This window comes from Metabacillus sp. RB-C-LZQ-3-1 (assembly GCF_058315175.1).
This window is the reverse complement of sequence record NZ_JBZFLI010000003.1, coordinates 22,937-41,503: the sequence shown is the minus strand read 5'-3', so window position 1 is coordinate 41,503 and position 18,567 is coordinate 22,937. Positions and strand designations below refer to the sequence as shown.

The following is an 18,567-nucleotide window of genomic DNA, read 5'->3' as shown; positions in this document are numbered from 1 at the left end:
TCTATTACATCCCAAACTGCTGGAATACACTATTTTCATAGAGTTTATATACTTCTTTACCCATGATTTCATTAATAATTGTCGCGTTTCGAAACGCCCCAAGCCCTAAATCAGGTGCACCAACACCATGTGTATGCAGCTCACCGTTTTGGATAAATACATGATTTTTGGATTCGACATTTACCTTCACTTTATAGTCCTTTAAAATAACAAGTTGTCCGAGTTCGTCTCGCTCAATTAGATGATTTACACCTTTTAAGCAGTGTGGGGTATAAGGATGGTAGCCAGTCGCAAGAATCACGATATCACTTTCGATTTGCTTCTCTTTTTGCTGTTCATGCTGATACAGAGAGAGTAGATAGTGATTGTTCCATTCCTCAATCGACAAAAGTTCAGTCAATGCTTGCAGATGAACCTTTGGCTCTTTATTTCCAACCGTTCTCTCATACAGTAAATCATAAATATCAGCTATCGTATCAAAGCTAATTCCCTTATATAACAATGCCTGATTGTTCAAAACCGTCTTCTTCTTTTCTTTAGGCAAGTGATAAAAATAACGAGTATAATCAGGTGAAAAATGTTCAAGTCCAAGCTTTGAATATTCCATTGGATAAAAGCCTTTCGATCTTGTGAACCATGATAGCTGATAATCATGATCCGGCTGTTTAGACAATAAATCATAGAATATTTCAGCTGCACTCTGCCCTGAACCAATGACAGTAACTGATTTTTTTTCTTGTATCCTTTCCCGTTTGCTCATATATTGGGAAGAATGAAAAAAATGATCACCAAGACTGGATTGAAATTTCTCAGGAACATACGGTTTTGTCCCTACTCCTATGACCACATGTTTGGTTTCGTACGTTTTTGGTTCTTCTCTATCTCCTGAAAGAACCGTTACACGATAAGTCCCTTCCTCGGTTTGCTCGATATTTTCCACCTCACAATGAAACTGCAAGTGAGGAAGCTGTTCTGCTACCCATTGACAATAATGGTTGTACTCTGTACGTGGGATATGGAATCTTTCAAAAAAGTAAAAATGGTATAGTCGTTTTTGCTCATGCAAATAGTTCAAAAAGCTAAAACGGTTCGTCGGATCTACCATCGTAACTAAATCTGCCATAAAAGGCACTTGTAGTGTTGTTCCTTCTAGTAGCATCCCCGGGTGCCATTCAAATCGCGACTTTTTATCAAAAAACAATGAACGACATTCTGTTCTTTCAAGCAACGCTGCTAAGCCGAGATTAAACGGACCTATTCCTACTCCAATGACATCTAAAATTTCTTGATTTGCCAATCTGTCCACCTTCTTTCAAACACTTTCCGTTCACAACTCATCAACAAACCTGTTTTATCAGGCAATTCGACCTCTTTAACAGCTTGAAATCCGCACTTTTTGAACACATGAATCATTTTTTCATTTCGTATATCTGGCTCTGCAATTACTTGTTTTGTGTTTGATACTTGGAATTTTTTATATAAAATCGTTAGCAACAATGGATAGATGAGACCTTTTCCAAGAAATTCCTTTTCGCCGATTAACAAATGAATTCCTTGGTCATATTCATCAAACTCATAGTACTCTCCAATGATATCGTCCTTTACCCAGTACGACTCCCAATAACTCATTGGTACACCATCAAGTTCACCAATTAAGAGTGTTTGATGATCATCCTGCATAAATTTTTCTAGATGTATCCTATAATTTTCTAATGAAATAGTAAGATTCCAAAAAGGAATTACATGCTCCTCATGCATCCAAGAATGAAGTCTATTTAAATCATCAGCAATTTTTACATGACGAAATGAGATTATCTTTTCACTAACAGCATCATATCGTTCATACGGAAATTTCTGTTCAACATAAACACTAGATTCCATGTCGTTCACCTGCCAATACCGCTAATGGGTTACTAACATGAACATAAATTGATTGAGTCTCAAGAGATCCCTCAAGCTCATCCATATCGTATACTCTCGTTAACAAATTTCCCTTACATGGCAGCTTTTCTTCATGCAACAATGAAGTTAATAAGTTCGTATCGTCACCGAACAGTTTATTTAAGTCTAGGAGCTCCTCTTTAATCATTGAGAGTAGTCGACGTTCATTAATAAGGCGATTCACACCAAAAGCATTAACTAAACCGAATAAATGATTAAAAAAGACATAGTATCGAAAACGTTCCTCTGCAATTAAGTCACTACAAATCGTGTCACTTTTTTCATTTAAAGTTGAAACAATTTGCTTTAACACCTCGGCTTTGGATTCCATAAAATAGTAGCCTTGATTATCCCGATAATAAAATAGTTCCGGATACCCCTGTTCATCAAGTTGAATAATCGAGTTCTGCTGATGGGCTTCAAGCGCAATACCATATGTATGATAAAGCCAATACATTGGTCGCAAGCTCACTTTCAAATATTCTGCAAACCACTGTTCACTTGCTTGAGCAACTGAAATTTTTTCATCGTTTGCTAGTTGATTGATTATATTGGCTAAATGGGAAGCTTCTCCTGTAATATGGTCCTGACAAAGGGCAGCAAGCAATGTTGTCCGTGACTCTTTCCCATCTTGAAAAGGATTTTCACGGATGACAACTTCAAATCCTGTTTCTTCTACAGCAAGCTTTAACGTCATGTATGCCGGATCTTCCATCACGCGGAATGAAGGATGATATTCGTTTAGCTTCTCGGAAACCTCACTTTGCAGGAGTCGACTTACTTCTACCCCGCGACTGAGTTCTTTTCGTTTATTAATACGTAAAGAATTGGTGATTCTTACCGGAATCGAAAACTTGTACATATAGCCTGCTTCCGGATGGTACACGGTCCGAACAGAAGAGGTTGGATAAAACTCTCTTCCCTGTGGACCAAGGTATGTAAGTTTGCCTAATTCTATAAGCTCACACACATCCTCTCGTCCTAATAGCTTTCGTGCTTGTAAAGGATGAATAGGGATAAGAGAAAAATGATCTTCCTGACAATACTGATCTTTAAATGCTTGTGTCACAAATGGATCTTTCTTTAATTCTTCTTTAATCAGTAAAGATGCACTTTGAGGGAGAGCTGAATCCTCATCAACAATGTCCTGTACTGCTTGAAAATAATGGAGCTGGAAAGCCCCTTTTGTCTCGGGTGAAAAAATATGTTCCTCATCTTCATCGATCCCCTGGCGACTTTTCGGGGTAGGATGTACTTGATGGCCAATTAACAAAGATTGCTCAGATTGAAGAAAGGTTTTTTCAATTTGATAGCATTCGTCTAGATCACTGCTTCTGTGCGAAATGATTCTTTTTATATTTTGATAGCTTAAGATTGTTCTGAGCATTAACTCATCAGCTTGAACGGACTGGTTGTTCGCGAGTACGAACTCTTTTTGCATAAATGCCATGAGTGTCATATAGTCAAGCTGTATCATCTCATCATTTTTTATTTGATAAAACATCCTTGGGGCAAACAGATGGCGTTCTGTTACCGATTGATACCGAACCGGAATATACAAAGTAACAGACTGCCGTTTAAATGAAATGACTAGTACCTGTTTGATGCTTTGATCTTCTATTGGGATTGAGACTTCCTCTACATGTTTCCAATCTCCTTCTCCCGTTTCTTTTACATAGCAATTGATTATATTCTGCATCGTCAGGTGATTAGCAATGAATGGAATATCCATACTGAACCGCTCCTTGCTCTTTCTCTATTTTTTCTCCAGTTTGCTTTATTCGTTCTATATGTGTCTTCATATGATCGATCGTGTTAAGAGGGTTTAACATTGTCAGCTTCAAATATACTTTTCCTGCTTGCTTTGTTTTAGCCATAATAAGCTCACCGCTTTGATAGAATATGCGTTGTAGCTTAAGATTCACTTCATCAATGTAGTGATTGTCCTCACGTTGATGTTTGGGAACATAGCGGAATAACACAGCATTAAGCTCAGGCTCATTAAGGACCTCAAAACAAGCTTCATCCTTAAGGAGCTTAGAAGTTCCCTTTGCTAGATTGATTGTATAATCGACCATCTCTCCAAACAAATCGGTTCCTATCAATTTAAACGTCATCAACAGCTTTAAGGCATCAAACCTTTTTGTTGTTTGGACGCTTTTTTCTACTAGATTCATAATTCCGTCATCGAGATCCTCTTCAGGGTTTAAATAATCAGCATGATAGGTGATTTGTTGAAAATCCTGTTTATTTTTAACGAAGAATGCACCACAGCTAATTGATTGGTAATAAAGCTTGTGAAAATCAATTGTAATAGAATCGGCTAACTGTAAATTGCGAATAATCTCGTGATAGGCATGAGAAAAGATCAAGGCACCTCCGTAGGCGGCATCAATGTGAATCCATAACTTTTCCTTATTCGCCATTTCGGCCATATCTGCTATTGGATCTACACTCCCAAAATCAGTCGTTCCGGCAGTTGCCACGACCATAAAAGGAATAAGCCCTTGTTGTCTTAGTTGATCAATTTTCACCTTCGCATCCTTTATACAAAATTGATTTTTATCGTTAGTTGACACTTTGACCACAGCATTCATTCCTAATCCAAGCTGAGCTGCTGATTTTTGCACGGTAAAATGAGCATGCTCAGAGCAAAGAATGCGTAATCTTTTTGCTTCTGACGGAAGTCCCTCCTCCTGTACTCGGACAGAAAACAAATCTTGACATACTTTATTTCGAGCTAGTAGTAAACCCATATAATTGGATTGTGTACCTCCACTTGTAAAAACGCCATCAGCTTCAGATGAATAGCCGATTTGTTTTGTAAAGAATTTTATTAATTCTGCTTCAACATAAGTAGCAGCAGGACTCTGATCCCATGAGTCCATCGATTGATTTAGCGCATTTATAATCACTTCAGCTGCAAGTGACGGGAGTAATGGCGGACAATGTAGATGTGCCATCGCAGAAGGATGAGACACCCACAAAGAATGTTTGACAATAACATTTTGTATTTCATCCATCACCATACCTGACATCTGCCCAGTTGCCGGAATGTTGAGCATTTGTTTCACAGCTACTTCAATCTCTTGACGAGAGGCTCCTATAAAGGGTTTGGTCGCTGTCTTTGTTTTATCAGAAATAATCTTGATTACTTTATCCATCAGGGTGTGATACATATTCTCACTTTTACTCCCGCCATCAAGAAACCATTGTGAAAAATCATTTTTCAATTCCATCACCTTCTATCGCAAACCAAATTGAGATTCAGCACTTACCAAAGCTTCCCGAAAACGATTTAACACTTCGTTGATTTGCTCTTTTGTAATAATTAGGGGAGGTAGCAATCGAATAACAGTACTAAATCGCCCTCCTACCTCTAAAATTAACCCCCTCTTAAAGCACTCTTGTTGTATTTTACTAGCAAGCTCCGGGTAAGCCGGATAGCTTCCGATTTGGTTAGGCTGTTTTGTTGGATTTATAATTTCAACACCGATCATAAGCCCTCTTCCTCTTACATCCCCGATAGAGGATGTTTCCTTTTGTATTGACTTTAATTGAGAGATAAAGTAAGTCCCCATTTCATGGGAATGTTCTGGTAATTGATTGTCCTTAACAAAGCGTAATGTAGCACGCCCTGCTGCCATTGCCATTTGATTCCCTCTAAATGTTCCGATGTGTGTTCCAGGCTCCCATTGATCCAGGCAGCGATCATAAATAACCACTGATAGCGGGAGACTTCCCCCTATTGCTTTTGAAAGAACTAAAACATCCGGCTCAATTCCAGCATGCTCGAAAGCAAACATTTTTCCTGTTCTACCGATACCTGTTTGTACCTCATCAATGATCAATGGAATATCTCGTTCTTTCGTAATACGGCGAATCTCTTTTAGCCACTCAATTGGTGCTGGAACAGAACCACCTTCACCCTGCACGACTTCCACAACAATACCGGCTGGCTTGACAATTCCTCCTTCAGGATCATCCAATAAGTTTTCAATGTATGTTGCACCAATATGATATCCATTTTTTCCAACACCAAAAGGACAACGGTATTCATATGGATACGGGAGAAAATGGGTATCGGGGACAAGAGCATGAATACTCTTTTTTGGACCAATCGTTCCGGAAATACTCAATGTACCGTGTGTAGAGCCGTGATACCCTCCTTGAAAAGAAAGAATCGCTCTATTACCTGTAGCTCTTTTCACTAGCTTTAAGGCTGCTTCGATCCCATCACCACCTGTTGGACCACAAAAATGAATTCTCGCCTTTTCAGCAAATGAAGCTGGTAAAGAATCGAACACCTCATCGATAAATCCCTCTTTTACTGGTGTCGTTAAATCAAGAGTATGTAATGGTACATACGAATTCATCACATCTTCTATCGCTTCTCGTACCACGGCATGATTGTGACCTAACGCCAGTGTGCCAGCCCCGGCTAAACAATCCATATATTGCTTTCCATCCATGTCTGTTATATAAATTCCTTCTGCCCTCTTAATTGCAAGAGGTAATCTTCTTGGATAAGATCTTGCATTTGATTCCCTTTGCTCTTGCTTTCTCAACAATTCTTCATTTTGTGAAACAGTACGAGCAGCAGCTTTCATATGTAACACTCCTTTTTTAAAACATGTATTTTATTTAATGTGAGATGATTCTATTCAAATGATAATGATTTTCATTATCACGTTGATGTGTTTAGATTAAATGATAATGATTATCATAGTCAACTGAAAATAGGGAAATGTGAAGGTTCTCCTACAAAAAGGATTTATTTTACAGTTAGTCTCTTCAATATAGTAGTTCTTTTATACTGAAACGTAACTGACAGGATTGCTTTTAAAAATGGAGATGGATCTAACTGAAATGAAAGAAGTATATAAGCAGAAATCTTTATGGAGGAAATATAGATCAAGAAAGCTAGTCTTAAAATGACAAAGAAAACATACTAATTATTTATTTTTCCTATCCTAACATGAATGACAAGTTAAGAGAGTAGAAGATAGAACGTCTCACCCGTGGAACTTAATCTCGTTAGTTAGCTCATTAATTAAAAAGCTTGCCTAGAACAAATTTCTCGGGCAAGGCTTTTTGGATTAATTAGTTAGTAACTATTTTTACAGGTATAGTTAGGCAATCTTTAAAACGCTCTCACTTAAGGCGTTATTCATATGATTCTTATTTAATTAGAAATAAGTTATTTTTCACTAAAAACTCTTTTTTAAAGAAAAAACATTATATCTTTAAAAATTAATATGATATTTTTCAAGTACGAAATGAGGATATTTAATATAAATTTACAAGCTCTCAGTAAGTTCATTATTGATTTGTATTTTTTCTGAACAGCGAAAAAAGGAGGAAGTGACTATGCTATAATGGTTTTGCCCGAATATTATTGACTATTGGATCCATTGATCCATGTCCGTAATATATGAAGTATTAGTATAGAATTATTGTGTTTTCATTCCTTAATTGTAGTCAACCCTACCTTAGGACGTGTTAATAATACTTATCATTAGAGTATAAAAATATTAATAAAGACCTATAAGAGAGGCTCAATTAATGTAACGTAAAATGTCGCTTAATATGTTTCAATACTCAAAAGGTTTTGCGACATACATAACAAAAAAGCTCCAATCCCTCACGCAAAAATGAATTTAAGCTCTCACTCCCTTTTAAATCAGGTAGGGGAGAAATAATCGCCTCTCGGACTGCATAAAATTTAGGAGTTAAATAACCTGATTCACTTAATGGACAATCATAATCATAGCTCGTGACAGTTGGAGAAATTTGACTAAGAACTTCCTGAACATGCGGATAGTATAGACATTGCTAGAAATGCTGTACTTAAAGCAAAGGTTGCTTTCTTTTTGAATCTCATTTGAATCCTCCCCCTCTTTTTGTTAAGCGCTTACAGATCATATTATACTTCTTGTCGTTTTTATTTAACGTGCCAAATTTGGTGCAGTTTGTGGATTTTTTTTACTTATTTCAATTTTCAGTCTTCAATGTTTTACACCGCCAAGAGCAATTCCTTAATCACTTGCTGATGCATAATGATAAATACGATTAACAAGTAGATTATGCCACCCGTTTTTTACGGAATAGCTTTTCATAGATCCTCTCTTTCGTATAAAAATCATTTCAAAATCCCTTGATTTCTGAGCAAACACTTTATTCGGGTAATTGGCCGATAATATAAAAAAAACGCAATCTTTGTTCAAGATTAGCGTCTCGATTGCCGAAAATCACTTCTCACTATCTAAGCGAACTCCGAACTAGTTTTCAAACTTCTTCATACATTCTCCAAACAAATGTGAAACATTTTTTATTTATGTTATGATTGATCCAAATAGTGGAAAGGCAGGTAATAAATTGAACCCTTTAGATATTACATTTATAATTGGAAAGTTTGTAATAAACTTTTTGGTTTTATTAGTTATTTTCTATATCTACACTTCTTATATTAAGAGAAAATATGAGAAATCCAACATTGAAGGAAAACTTGATAAAATAATAGAATTGCTTGAAAAGGATAAAAAGAATTAATCTTAAATTATCCTTTTTTCTTACTGCGATTTTTCGTTCTACTGTTTATAACAGGAGTTGTTCCACTCTCATGCCCCTGAAGAAGCGCCCCTTATTAAAAGGTCGCCCCTACTTACTTGTTAGATCAAAATGTCTATTAAACACGTATTCTTGTTCATGGATAGCCCTTGAGGGTTGAAGATCTTATATAAGAAAATGGTCATCTAAATTAAGCCCCTTATAGTACTAAAAGTGGATTGAGAAATAACGATCTCCTTCTCTTTCTCCATTTTCCCAATAATATTCCAAAAATTGATTTCCTTCTTTGTATCACTGCTGCTAATTAGAATATCAAAGAAGTTATCTATGATCTAAAAGTAATGACATGACATTGTATAAAAGTAATATTTGTTAAAAATAATTAAAAATGTAAATTTCAATAGGTAATACATCGCTGAAAAATTTACAAATTTCTAAAATTACCTGGATCAATTTTCTTATTTATTCCTTTTAAAAACCTGATATTACAACATTCGCCTCTTTAAAACAGCCTTTATGAAGAATAAATCTGTCATTAATAAAGTGTTTACATATTATCGTTATACTTTTTATGTAATACATTACAAGGAGGAGATTGAGTTGAAAAAAGCAGTAAATCCTGTTTTATTATTGGCCATTGTAACAATGTTGGTTGCTAGTGTCTTTTCAGGAACATCAAATGTGTTAGCTTCTGAAAAATCTGGACAAGCCACTAAGGTAGATTTAAAGGTAATGACTTATAATTTAAGGTATTTAAATGACAATGATCCCTCACCTCATACCTGGGCAGAAAGAATTCCTGCTATTAAAAAACTCATCCACCAGGAACAACCTGATATTTTTGGTACTCAGGAAGTTTTATATCAACAACTTAAGGATCTTGAAACTAATATAGAAAATTATGACTGGATTGGTTTAGGTCGAGAGGGCGGAAGCAAAGGCGAATACTCAGCTATTTTCTATAATGAAAATCGATATTCTCCTCTAGAGTACGATCACTTCTGGCTATCAGATACACCAGATGTGATTGGATCCAAGACATGGGGGAATAATATTCCGCGTATGGTAACGTGGGCAAAATTCCTTGATAAAAAGAGCAAGGAAAGCTTTTATGTTGTGAATACTCATTTTGACCACCAATCTGCAAATGCTAGAGAGATGAGCGCAAAATTAATAATTGAAAAAATAAAAGAATTTGATGCAGAACTTCCGATTATTTTAACAGGTGATTTTAATACAAGCCCTGATAGTGTTCCACACCAAACACTAACAAGCGAAGATGCATTTGTTGATTTATGGAATACTGCTGAGGTAAGAATCAACGAAAACCTTGGAACCTTTAATGGATTCCATGATGTGACTGGTGGCGGGCCAGAAAGACGAATTGACTGGGTTCTTGGTAAAGGAAACGTATATACACATAGAATTGAGATCTTAAATGATTATAAAAATGGCCAATTCCCTAGTGATCATTATCCAGTTATTGCAGATGTAACTTTGTCATACTAATCCCTACCAAGAGGACTCAATCCACTAAAAGGGTTGAGCCTCTTTTTCTTTTAACTATTTAACACATAAATTTCCGGGTTATGAATCTTTATAGTAGTTCGGATCATTTTCCTAATCGTGTGTGTCTGGACTACAAAAACCGATTCCCCCAAACTCGGTCAGGATGATCGGCTCGCCTTGGCAGTCAAAACCATTGGCATAAATTTTACGTTTAGCCTGCTGTGATGTAAGGATATTTTCTTTCGTTGCTAAAGACACTTTAAATGCCTCGTATTTCCTCATCTCAACCTTGTGCCATGATTATAATTATGAACGGCACAAATATCAGATTGCGTGATTTCCCAGCTATCGTTTGAAATAACAAGACGGGTCGTATCTAATGAATGGATTAAATGATACATGGCAAGCGAATGGTGCTGTTCCTGGTTATTCTCACGAACTCTTGGAATCCCCCAGCTTTCGTTTAAAGGAACCCATGCAACAATCGAAGGATGATGATTATAATCTCTTTCAATGATTTCAATCTACTCTCTTGTTAATCTAGCAACTGCAGCTTCGCTATAAGAGGCAGAAGCTGCACATTCCCCCCAGACTAGGAAAACTAATTGGTCTGCCCAAAATAAAAATCTCGGATCCTCAACTTTTTGGTGTTTTCTTCAACCATTAAAACCCATTTCCTTTGCAAGCTCGATATCTTTCTTAAAGTCCGCATCTGACGGTGCAGTTAATAATCCAAATAGAAATAAGAGCCTGATCCCAAAGAATTAGGGTCCAAGACTCTCTATCTTACATGTACTAATTATTTAAATTTCTTTAAAGGGAAAAAATATTTCTTCTAATCCTAAGCAATTGTAAAGTTAAACATCGAAGTAGCTGTTTTTGGAAGTTTATAGCTTTGTCACAGTTATTTCCTTGATCACCGTTGTTGCCTTAGTTACCGCTATTGCCTTGATTACCTCTGTTGCCTTGGTTCCCCTTGTTACCTTTATTGCCTTTATTGCCCTTGTTGCCTTGGTTACTCTTGTCGTCTTGGTCAGCCTTCCACAAATGTTCTTCTACAAAAGCGGCATATAACAGCTGCCATGTTTCCCAGTCGTGTGCAGCAGGTACCTCAAGGTAAGCGTGGTCAATTCCTCTTTCTGTTAGTGCCTTGTCCAAATTTTTTACAGGTTCAAGTCCAAAATCCCAAATGCCAGTGCCGAGCATGACGGAAGGAGTATCTAAATCTGTGTAAGTGTCAATATTGTTCAGTTCATCTCCTGTAACCGCATAACTCCAAATACCAAAATATGCAAAATCGTCTGCATGGTTGAAATACATCCGATTAGTGGTCATTCCACCCATCGACAAACCTGCGTAAGCGCGGCCTTCAGGCGTATCATATACATTATAGTTATCTTCAATATAAGGCATAATATATTTAAACTGGTCTTCTTCTATTTTTTCATAGTCCCACTCAAAGTCCTGATTATTCATGGTTACTACAACAAACGGCTCAGCAGTTCCATCTGCAATCAGATTATCTGTAATATTAGCCACTGCTCCCTCGTTCATCCAACGAAGTTCATTGCCATACTTATCGCCAGACATGCCATGGGACATATAAAGCACTTTGTATGGTTCCTCACGGTTTGGATCGTATCCGTCAGGCAGGTAAACCGCAAGCCCGCGCATATCATTAGCAGCTCCTATATAAGATACAGTTTCCACTGTTCCGATCTTATTGTCTGTGCGTGGAAGCTCTACCGATCGATCTAGAAAGTCCCCTTTTCCCATTGTTTTTGAATTATACGGAACATAGACCATGCTGGACAGGCTAGAAATATTTGTCGCAGTATTGGTTAACGTCGGATTGTTAGGGTCATCCAGTCTTGCAGTTGTACTGCCGTCCGGATTGGTGATGCGGAAATTGTAGACAAAAGCACCGCTGGAAAGAGGAACTTTTGCTCCCCACAAATGATTGCCAAGATTCTCCATGTTTACATATAATGTGGTATCACTATTACCACCAGCAGGGAACATGCCTGCTTTATAATCTTTCGGTTGATATGGGTTTGCAAAACTATCTTCAACTGTGAAATGATAGAAGGTGTCACTATATAGTTCAACCTTTGTTGCCTCTTCAGTTTCATCCTCGTAAATAAACGTTGCATAATAACCGGTCGGAGAAGTAGCATCCGACTCTACAGTTACACCGGGTTCATAACTAGCATAATCTACTCCAGATGAGTTTGAAGCTAACACAGACATGTTGTTACTAAAGATTAAACATACCATGCATACTATCATTCCTAAACATAATACTTTTTTCATTATCTTACTCCCTTCTCAGATCCTAACTGAAATCGCTTACTTTATCGTCGAAACTTAATGTTTCATGAAACTTATGTTATCAAATAGTAGAAGAGTAGATTGGTTGAAAATGTTGAATTATTTGTTGAATTTTTTGACTACTTCTTTTTATAGTTTGGGGCACATATCCTGTATTTCAAGCAAGGCATCTTTTTTAAGGTAAGTGACCGCTTCAAGTTTAGTCTGTATCAGCAATAGCTTGTTCTAATGCCTCTGCTACATTATCCATTGCTTCTTTTGAGGTAGTTTCTCCGCTTAGAGCTCCGACAACTGCGTCTTTAATATCAGAAGTTACCTTCGATATAACAACCTGATTGCCCCAATCGTTTGCTGCTGCCTCTGGTGTATTTTCTAATTCATTAGAGAAGATTTTAAACATCTCTTTACCAAACTCATAATCTAATTCATTATTATCCTTTCTTGCACTTAAGAATAGTGATTTTTGATTGAATTTTGCATTAGCATCTTTTGATGATAAATATCTAATAAATTCAGCTGTTTCATCTTCTACCCCTGTATTTCTAAAACCCATAATGTAATTTCCGCCTGGAACAGATGAACGAATTACATGTTTTGGAAGATAAGTTACACCCCACTCAAAATTTTCAATATCCTTGAAATTGCTTAATATCCAATTCCCAGATAAGTATGCAGCAGTTGTTCCTGAACGGAAAAGATAATCCGGATATTCTCCACCTAACCAAACAGATTCAGGAATGATTCCATCTTTATGTAGATTGATAAAGTAGTCTAGTGCTGCTATACCTTCCTCATTATTGATGGCTGATGCAGATAAATCTTCAGTAAAAATACTACCACCGAATTCATAAATTAGCGTTGAATATCGATGAGGTGTTGAATCAACTACTAAACCGTATTTTGCTCCTCCTTTCGCCTTTACCTCTTGAATGGCAGCAGCAAATTCATCCCATGTCCAAACCTCTTCAGGTGATTGAGGAACTGTAACTCCTGATTTTTCAAATAATGTTTTGTTATAAATCAAACCGCTTGCGGAAACATCCATTGGTGTTGCAATAATTTTGTCACCTTTTACATAGTACGGTTTAATAAAGGAAAGAAACTGTGAAGTGAATGCTTCAACTCCCCCTACATATGGAGAAAGATCCAGAGCCTGCTCTGCAAAGATTCCAGTATTCGATATTCGCGTCAAAGCAGGAGGCTGCCCACCCGCAATCATCCTTTTTAATTTTGTTTCAAGATCACTATAGGCAACTTCAATTAATTTGATTTCCACATTTTCATTTTTTTCTTGATAATCTTTTATAACTTCTCGCATGACATCACCTTCAACCCCAGCAGAAAACCAGAGAAAATCCAATGTTACTTTCTCACTAGTTGCTTCATTTTCCCACTTTTTATCGAAAGCACCTCCGGAACATGCGACTACCACAATAAATAGTAATGATGTAATCAATGTTAGGAATGAATTTTTCAATTTACATTTCATTCAAACCCTCTCCTTTTTTGAAAAGTACTTCATTCTTGAATTGATAGGTTAAAGGGTAATTGGTAATTTACCATTCCTCTTTCAAAATAAGCTTCCTGAAAAGGAAAATACATCTGAATTATTGGCATATTACACTGATATGATTAAATTATTTAATTTTCTTATAAGCTGAAGGTGTTGTTTTCATAATTTTCTTAAAGACTTGTCCAAAGTATCTCGAATCCATAAAGCCTACTTTTTTTGAAACTTCATTTGCTTTTAAATCAGTATTATCTAATAGCATTTTGGCAACATGAATCCGTCTATTTGTTAAATAAGTACTTAGATTTTCGTCCGTTTCCTTTTTAAAGGTCCGACTCAAATAGCTGACGCTTATATTTAGTTTTTCAGCAATAAATTGTGCATTTATATCCGGATTACTATATTGCTGTTCTATGATTTGTTTTGCTTGCTCTACTAAACCTAAGTGATTATTATTCATTGTTTTATAGAGATGATGTTTCATCTCTACGCAGACTTCGTACAGGAAAACACGAAGTTCATCAAATGTATGAAATTGTTCAAGCTGCTCATACCCAACTTCCAGTTCAAAATTTTTATCCCATTTTGATACAACAAGGCCAAGTTTAATGAATAACTGTAAGCAATGATTTAATATTAACGTTCTATCAAATGTATATTTAAATATCTCAAATAACTCATTAAATCTATTCAAAATCTCCTCAAGCTCCCATTCTTCAAACTTTTCCACAAAGCTCGCAGATTTTAAGGATAATTGATTATTAATCTGTCCCATTTTTTTTTCATCATAAATATGAAGTTGACCCATCCCAGTGAAATAACTCCTTGACAAAGCCTCCACAGATTGTAAGTAGGAGGAATGTAATGTATCAGTGGAAGTATAAAGACCTCCCATACCAATCGAAACTGTTAAACGATTCTCAATAGATAAACAATATAAAATACGTTCAGCTGCTTCTTTTAAACGTGCTTCTACTACTTTATTTGGTAAGGTTAGTGATAAAGAAGGCAAAATATGAAGTTGCTGATCATGCGGGATCATTCTTACTTCAATATCACTGTTTAAAAATAGCTTTTTAATAGAATCTTTTATTGCTTGAAAAGAGCCGTTATGATTTAACTCCTCATATAGTTGAAGTGTGATAACAGCACCTTTTCCATGGGTTAGTTTAATATTATCTAATCTTCTTAAATGATGAGTATGTATTTTCCCTTTGACAGTAATGTCGTATAATATTGATTGCTCAATAATCGGCTTGCTCTCTCGAAGCGTTTTTTCCAAATTCTCATAATCTTTCTCTTCATCTCTATGTTGATCAATTTTTTTTACGGCTTTTTTTATTACATAACTGACTTCATCTTTGTCTGTTGGTTTTAGTAAATAATCAAAAACACCATGTTGGAGCGCTTCCTTCGCATAACTAAATTCATCATAACCTGATAAAAGAATCATGATAGTCTTCTTTTGATGTCTATGAACGTACTCAGCCAATTCTAATCCTGTATGACCTGGCATAACAATATCCGACACGACAATATCTGGATTTAGCTCATCTATCAATTTCTTTCCTTCGAAACCATCCGAGGCAATTCCGCAAATCTCACACTTTAGCTCCGCCCAATCTATTTTTTCTGATAAGCCTTTACTTATCAATGGTTCATCATCCAAAATAAGTACTTTATACATGTTATTCCTCCTCCCTTTGCAACGGTAAAATTAACTCAAATAACGTTCCGACGTTTCTATTACTTTCAATCTTCAATCCATTATCTTCACCATATAATAATCGAATCCGGTTCTGTACATTTAATATCCCACTGCCTGTACCTTTCGTTTCAATATTTTTTTCATACTTACCTTCCAAAAGCGCTGTAACAGTACTTTCATCTACACCTGCCCCATTATCAATAACTTGTATATGCAATTTGTTATTTTTGATTGTTCCATTAATAAATATATATCCATTTCCTATTTTCTTTTCTATTCCATGAATCATTGCATTTTCAACGATGGGTTGCAGAATTAATTTGGGTACAACATATTGTTTAGCCTCTGAATCAATATGAACGGAATAGTGAATTTTATCCTGAAATCTGATACTTTGAATAGCCATATAATCATCAATATAATTCATCTCTTCTTCAAGTCTAATAAACTCACGATTATTTGTTATACTTGTTTTTAGCAATCTACTTAAAGCTGTTGTTATTTTATTCACTTTTTCAGCATCCCCATATTGAGCCATCCAATTAATTGTATCCAATGTATTATAGAGAAAGTGTGGATTAATTTGAGCCCGAAGTGCTCTGAGTTGAGCATCTTTTTCACTAAGCTCCTTCTGATAGATATCTAAGACTAAGGTATTAATTTTCCTCATCATTCTGTTAAAGCTTTCTCCTACTCTACCTAGCTCATCTATGCGGTCGATTTGAACCTGGAGGTTAAAGTTATCCCTTTCCACTTCATCCATTACGGCACTTAATTGATTTATAGGTTTGACGATATAATTGGTGCTGACCCAAATCACAAAAATACCAACTAAAATGGCTATTATCCCTATTAGAAATACCGTTTTGCCAATAAGTACAGGGCCTTCTGAAATTTCATGTAAACTAATTAGTGAAATAATCTTCCACCCTGTTAAGTCAGATAGATAATGATTCATAATCAATTTTCCCGAGTTAGGGACTTCTATGATCGGATTAGATTTAACATAGTTTTGATTTGAACTAGAAATCCATGTTGTAATCGCTTTTAATTCTTTGTCTCCAGTATTCGATAAAACAACATTGTTATATTTATCAAGGATAATAATATGTCTTTCCTCTGTTGGATCAAATTTTTGAATCCTTTCCTGTAAATATGTAGGATCCATTGACATTGTTAGATAACCAATGACATTCATTTTGTCTGATTGTATATCGTAAATCGCCCTATTAGCTGTAATTACAGATTGTTCAACTTCCCATGTAACCTTTCCATTTGGATCATATTTCTTCGAATGCATAGTATTAAAAAAACCAAAGTTTGAATGATTCACACTTCTCCTTAAATTCACCCTAATCCTTTCAGTATCATAAAGGTTGATAAGATCCACTTCATTAAACATGATTGTTTCATCTGTTACTTTCGAGGATAAGCTTTTATTCAATAAGTACTCTTGTTGAATAGTTTCATATTGCGTTTTTAAAATACTTTGAATGTCATTATTAAATGATACGCCGTCCATAACACGGTTAAAGGATTCTACCAAACTATCAACACTTTTACTTATTTGGGTGACCATGATGGTATTGTATCTGATTGCCTCCTTTACCTGAATTTGTATCGCAATCGTATAAGTTATGATTGCTGTTAATCCAATGATGAGACTTATACTTAAAGCATTCTGGATTAATAATTGAGTTTTCAAATGGCGAAATCTAGGAAATCGTATTAATTTCATATTTTTTACACCGCTTCTTCTAATCATCATTTATTTTTTAAACATAAAAGATTAATAGATTATAGTTAGATTTTTCGACATGTTAAATAAATAAACTAAAAAAAGGAGATTCAACAAAAAAACACCTAAAAAGGTCCTTTTTCGTGAATCTCCCTATCTCCGTCACATTTATTAACTTGTGATTAAATTATACTCTAAGAAAAAAAACGGCGTCAAAGCTTTTTATCAATAGTTATCCAATGACTTTGCCGTCCCATCATCATACTATTAGATTAAGCAGATTTCAAAATCTACAAATATACTATCTACTAATCCAATTTCTTTTAAATAAGAGACTACTTTCTTATGTGCGGGATGTGACCATAGTTTTTTAAAGAAGCTCGATCCTTTACAATCTGCATGACAATTTCTGGTCGATTCTTTCGGTTTGTATAGACAATATTGGATGTGGGCTCCAATCTTACTTGTTCATAATCTTTTAAAGCTTGTTCTTCATTTGGTTGTTCTATAATTGCTTGCCCTAATGCATCGGCATCAAGGATTGCTTGTGATGCACCGTTGGATCCGATTGGGTACATAGGGTGGTGTGCCGCATCTCCGGGTAAAGTAACTCTCCCAAACGTCCATTGAGGAAGAGGGTCGCGGTCTGCCAATAAAAATTCATAAACAGCTTCTGTTTTTTCTATCAACTCCGGTACGTTCATTCCAACCAAAATCCCATTTAGCAAATTCATGTACAAATTTTTCTTTATCTATTTTCTTGTTCCAGTCGGAAATAGATGGCATTTCCTCTACTGCCAGTTCCGTAATCCAATTCACAAGAGATCGTCCCTTTGCTGCTGTTTCAGGACAAACAGGGTAAGCAACAAATTTTTTATCCTGGTACCAGCATAATCATTGATTTCCCCTATCGTTACTAAGTCATATTTTCAATTATGTTTTTAAAAGGTCGTTAATACACCATTTTTCCAGTTAAACTACTACTTTTTCTTCAAAACTCTTTCCACCGTATATGGGAAAATGAGTAGGGAGTAGCGTATCATTCACATAAAATTAGTGAATGTTCTGCGAAAGATCATTTTCTGGTACCTAACCTCATCTTTTAAGCTGTTCTGGATTAATCACCATATTCAGGATAAAAGCTTTTGTTGTTGTTTTGTATTTCTTTTTGATTTTCTTTTTCTTTTTGTTTTTGTCCACGTACCGTCGTACCGTATAACGTCAAGTATCTAATTACAAAACATTTTATGAAATTTGTTC

15 protein-coding genes are annotated in these 18,567 nt (G+C 35.7%); 2 read left to right on the top strand and 13 right to left on the bottom strand.

Annotated elements, in window-relative coordinates; all coding sequences use genetic code 11:
* Nucleotides 1-4: 4 nt before the first annotated feature.
* The 6 genes from AC4GZ8_RS05940 to AC4GZ8_RS05915 form a co-directional block, all read right to left on the bottom strand.
* Nucleotides 5-1,306: a lysine N(6)-hydroxylase/L-ornithine N(5)-oxygenase family protein gene (locus AC4GZ8_RS05940; RefSeq protein ID WP_491080901.1), complete on the bottom strand. Its 1,302-nt coding sequence runs from the start codon at nucleotides 1,304-1,306 to the stop codon at nucleotides 5-7.
* The gene (locus AC4GZ8_RS05935) at nucleotides 1,276-1,881 is read right to left on the bottom strand and encodes a GNAT family N-acetyltransferase (RefSeq protein WP_491080900.1); all 606 of its coding nucleotides are present in this window, start codon (nucleotides 1,879-1,881) and stop codon (nucleotides 1,276-1,278) included. Before AC4GZ8_RS05935 ends, AC4GZ8_RS05940 begins: the two co-directional genes overlap by 31 nt.
* Nucleotides 1,871-3,673 carry an IucA/IucC family protein gene (locus tag AC4GZ8_RS05930; protein WP_491080899.1) on the bottom strand — a complete coding sequence of 601 codons (1,803 nt, stop codon included), beginning with the start codon at nucleotides 3,671-3,673 and terminating at the stop codon, nucleotides 1,871-1,873. Before AC4GZ8_RS05930 ends, AC4GZ8_RS05935 begins: the two co-directional genes overlap by 11 nt.
* A complete protein-coding gene (locus AC4GZ8_RS05925) occupies nucleotides 3,651-5,180 on the bottom strand; it encodes a pyridoxal phosphate-dependent decarboxylase family protein (protein WP_491080898.1) in 1,530 nt (509 codons plus the stop codon). Before AC4GZ8_RS05925 ends, AC4GZ8_RS05930 begins: the two co-directional genes overlap by 23 nt.
* 6 nt (nucleotides 5,181-5,186) lie before the next feature.
* Entirely contained in the window at nucleotides 5,187-6,551 is a 1,365-nt protein-coding gene (locus tag AC4GZ8_RS05920) for an aspartate aminotransferase family protein (protein WP_491080897.1), read from the bottom strand.
* A gap of 991 nt (nucleotides 6,552-7,542) precedes the next feature.
* Nucleotides 7,543-7,734, bottom strand: a complete 192-nt coding sequence (locus AC4GZ8_RS05915) for a beta-galactosidase (RefSeq protein WP_491081192.1) — start codon at nucleotides 7,732-7,734, stop codon at nucleotides 7,543-7,545.
* Between the two features lie 549 nt (nucleotides 7,735-8,283).
* Between AC4GZ8_RS05915 and AC4GZ8_RS05910 the strand changes: the two genes are divergently transcribed.
* A complete protein-coding gene (locus AC4GZ8_RS05910) occupies nucleotides 8,284-8,493 on the top strand; it encodes a DUF4083 family protein (protein ID WP_491080896.1) in 210 nt (69 codons plus the stop codon).
* Nucleotides 8,494-9,111: 618 nt separating this feature from the next.
* A complete protein-coding gene (locus AC4GZ8_RS05905) occupies nucleotides 9,112-10,020 on the top strand; it encodes an endonuclease/exonuclease/phosphatase family protein (RefSeq protein WP_491080895.1) in 909 nt (302 codons plus the stop codon).
* A gap of 278 nt (nucleotides 10,021-10,298) precedes the next feature.
* On the opposite strand, the gene AC4GZ8_RS05900 is transcribed toward AC4GZ8_RS05905, so the two are convergent.
* The 7 genes from AC4GZ8_RS05900 to AC4GZ8_RS05870 form a co-directional block, all read right to left on the bottom strand.
* The gene (locus AC4GZ8_RS05900; protein ID WP_491081191.1) at nucleotides 10,299-10,505 is read right to left on the bottom strand and encodes a hypothetical protein; all 207 of its coding nucleotides are present in this window, start codon (nucleotides 10,503-10,505) and stop codon (nucleotides 10,299-10,301) included.
* Between the two features lie 445 nt (nucleotides 10,506-10,950).
* Nucleotides 10,951-12,333 (bottom strand): alpha/beta hydrolase-fold protein, encoded by a 1,383-nt coding sequence (locus tag AC4GZ8_RS05895; protein ID WP_491080894.1) that lies wholly within the window; start codon nucleotides 12,331-12,333, stop codon nucleotides 10,951-10,953.
* Between the two features lie 217 nt (nucleotides 12,334-12,550).
* The gene (locus tag AC4GZ8_RS05890) at nucleotides 12,551-13,840 is read right to left on the bottom strand and encodes an ABC transporter substrate-binding protein (protein ID WP_491080893.1); all 1,290 of its coding nucleotides are present in this window, start codon (nucleotides 13,838-13,840) and stop codon (nucleotides 12,551-12,553) included.
* A 148-nt stretch (nucleotides 13,841-13,988) separates the two neighbouring features.
* On the bottom strand, nucleotides 13,989-15,548 hold the full coding sequence (locus AC4GZ8_RS05885; RefSeq protein WP_491080892.1) for a response regulator: 1,560 nt from the start codon (nucleotides 15,546-15,548) through the stop codon (nucleotides 13,989-13,991).
* Between the two features lies 1 nt (nucleotide 15,549).
* Nucleotides 15,550-17,307 carry a cache domain-containing sensor histidine kinase gene (locus tag AC4GZ8_RS05880; RefSeq protein WP_491080891.1) on the bottom strand — a complete coding sequence of 586 codons (1,758 nt, stop codon included), beginning with the start codon at nucleotides 17,305-17,307 and terminating at the stop codon, nucleotides 15,550-15,552.
* A 335-nt stretch (nucleotides 17,308-17,642) separates the two neighbouring features.
* Complete coding sequence (locus AC4GZ8_RS05875) at nucleotides 17,643-18,011, bottom strand: FAD-dependent monooxygenase (RefSeq protein WP_491080890.1); 369 nt, start codon at nucleotides 18,009-18,011, stop codon at nucleotides 17,643-17,645.
* Nucleotides 17,968-18,126 carry a hypothetical protein gene (locus tag AC4GZ8_RS05870; RefSeq protein WP_491080889.1) on the bottom strand — a complete coding sequence of 53 codons (159 nt, stop codon included), beginning with the start codon at nucleotides 18,124-18,126 and terminating at the stop codon, nucleotides 17,968-17,970. The genes AC4GZ8_RS05875 and AC4GZ8_RS05870 overlap by 44 nt, the downstream gene beginning before the upstream one ends.
* Nucleotides 18,127-18,567: the final 441 nt, after the last annotated feature.

What these genes read in the sequence shown, in the direction of transcription:
- AC4GZ8_RS05935 (WP_491080900.1), bottom strand. Translation starts at nt 1,881, where the DNA reads ATGGAATCTAGTGTTTATGTTGAACAGAAATTTCCGTATGAACGATAT.
- AC4GZ8_RS05930 (WP_491080899.1), bottom strand. Translation starts at nt 3,673, where the DNA reads ATGGATATTCCATTCATTGCTAATCACCTGACGATGCAGAATATAATC.
- AC4GZ8_RS05925 (WP_491080898.1), bottom strand. Translation starts at nt 5,180, where the DNA reads ATGGAATTGAAAAATGATTTTTCACAATGGTTTCTTGATGGCGGGAGT.
- AC4GZ8_RS05920 (WP_491080897.1), bottom strand. Translation starts at nt 6,551, where the DNA reads ATGAAAGCTGCTGCTCGTACTGTTTCACAAAATGAAGAATTGTTGAGA.
- AC4GZ8_RS05910 (WP_491080896.1), top strand. Translation starts at nt 8,284, where the DNA reads ATGATTGATCCAAATAGTGGAAAGGCAGGTAATAAATTGAACCCTTTA.
- AC4GZ8_RS05895 (WP_491080894.1), bottom strand. Translation starts at nt 12,333, where the DNA reads ATGAAAAAAGTATTATGTTTAGGAATGATAGTATGCATGGTATGTTTA.
- AC4GZ8_RS05890 (WP_491080893.1), bottom strand. Translation starts at nt 13,840, where the DNA reads ATGAAATGTAAATTGAAAAATTCATTCCTAACATTGATTACATCATTA.
- AC4GZ8_RS05885 (WP_491080892.1), bottom strand. Translation starts at nt 15,548, where the DNA reads ATGTATAAAGTACTTATTTTGGATGATGAACCATTGATAAGTAAAGGC.
- AC4GZ8_RS05880 (WP_491080891.1), bottom strand. Translation starts at nt 17,307, where the DNA reads ATGAAATTAATACGATTTCCTAGATTTCGCCATTTGAAAACTCAATTA.
- AC4GZ8_RS05875 (WP_491080890.1), bottom strand. Translation starts at nt 18,011, where the DNA reads ATGAACGTACCGGAGTTGATAGAAAAAACAGAAGCTGTTTATGAATTT.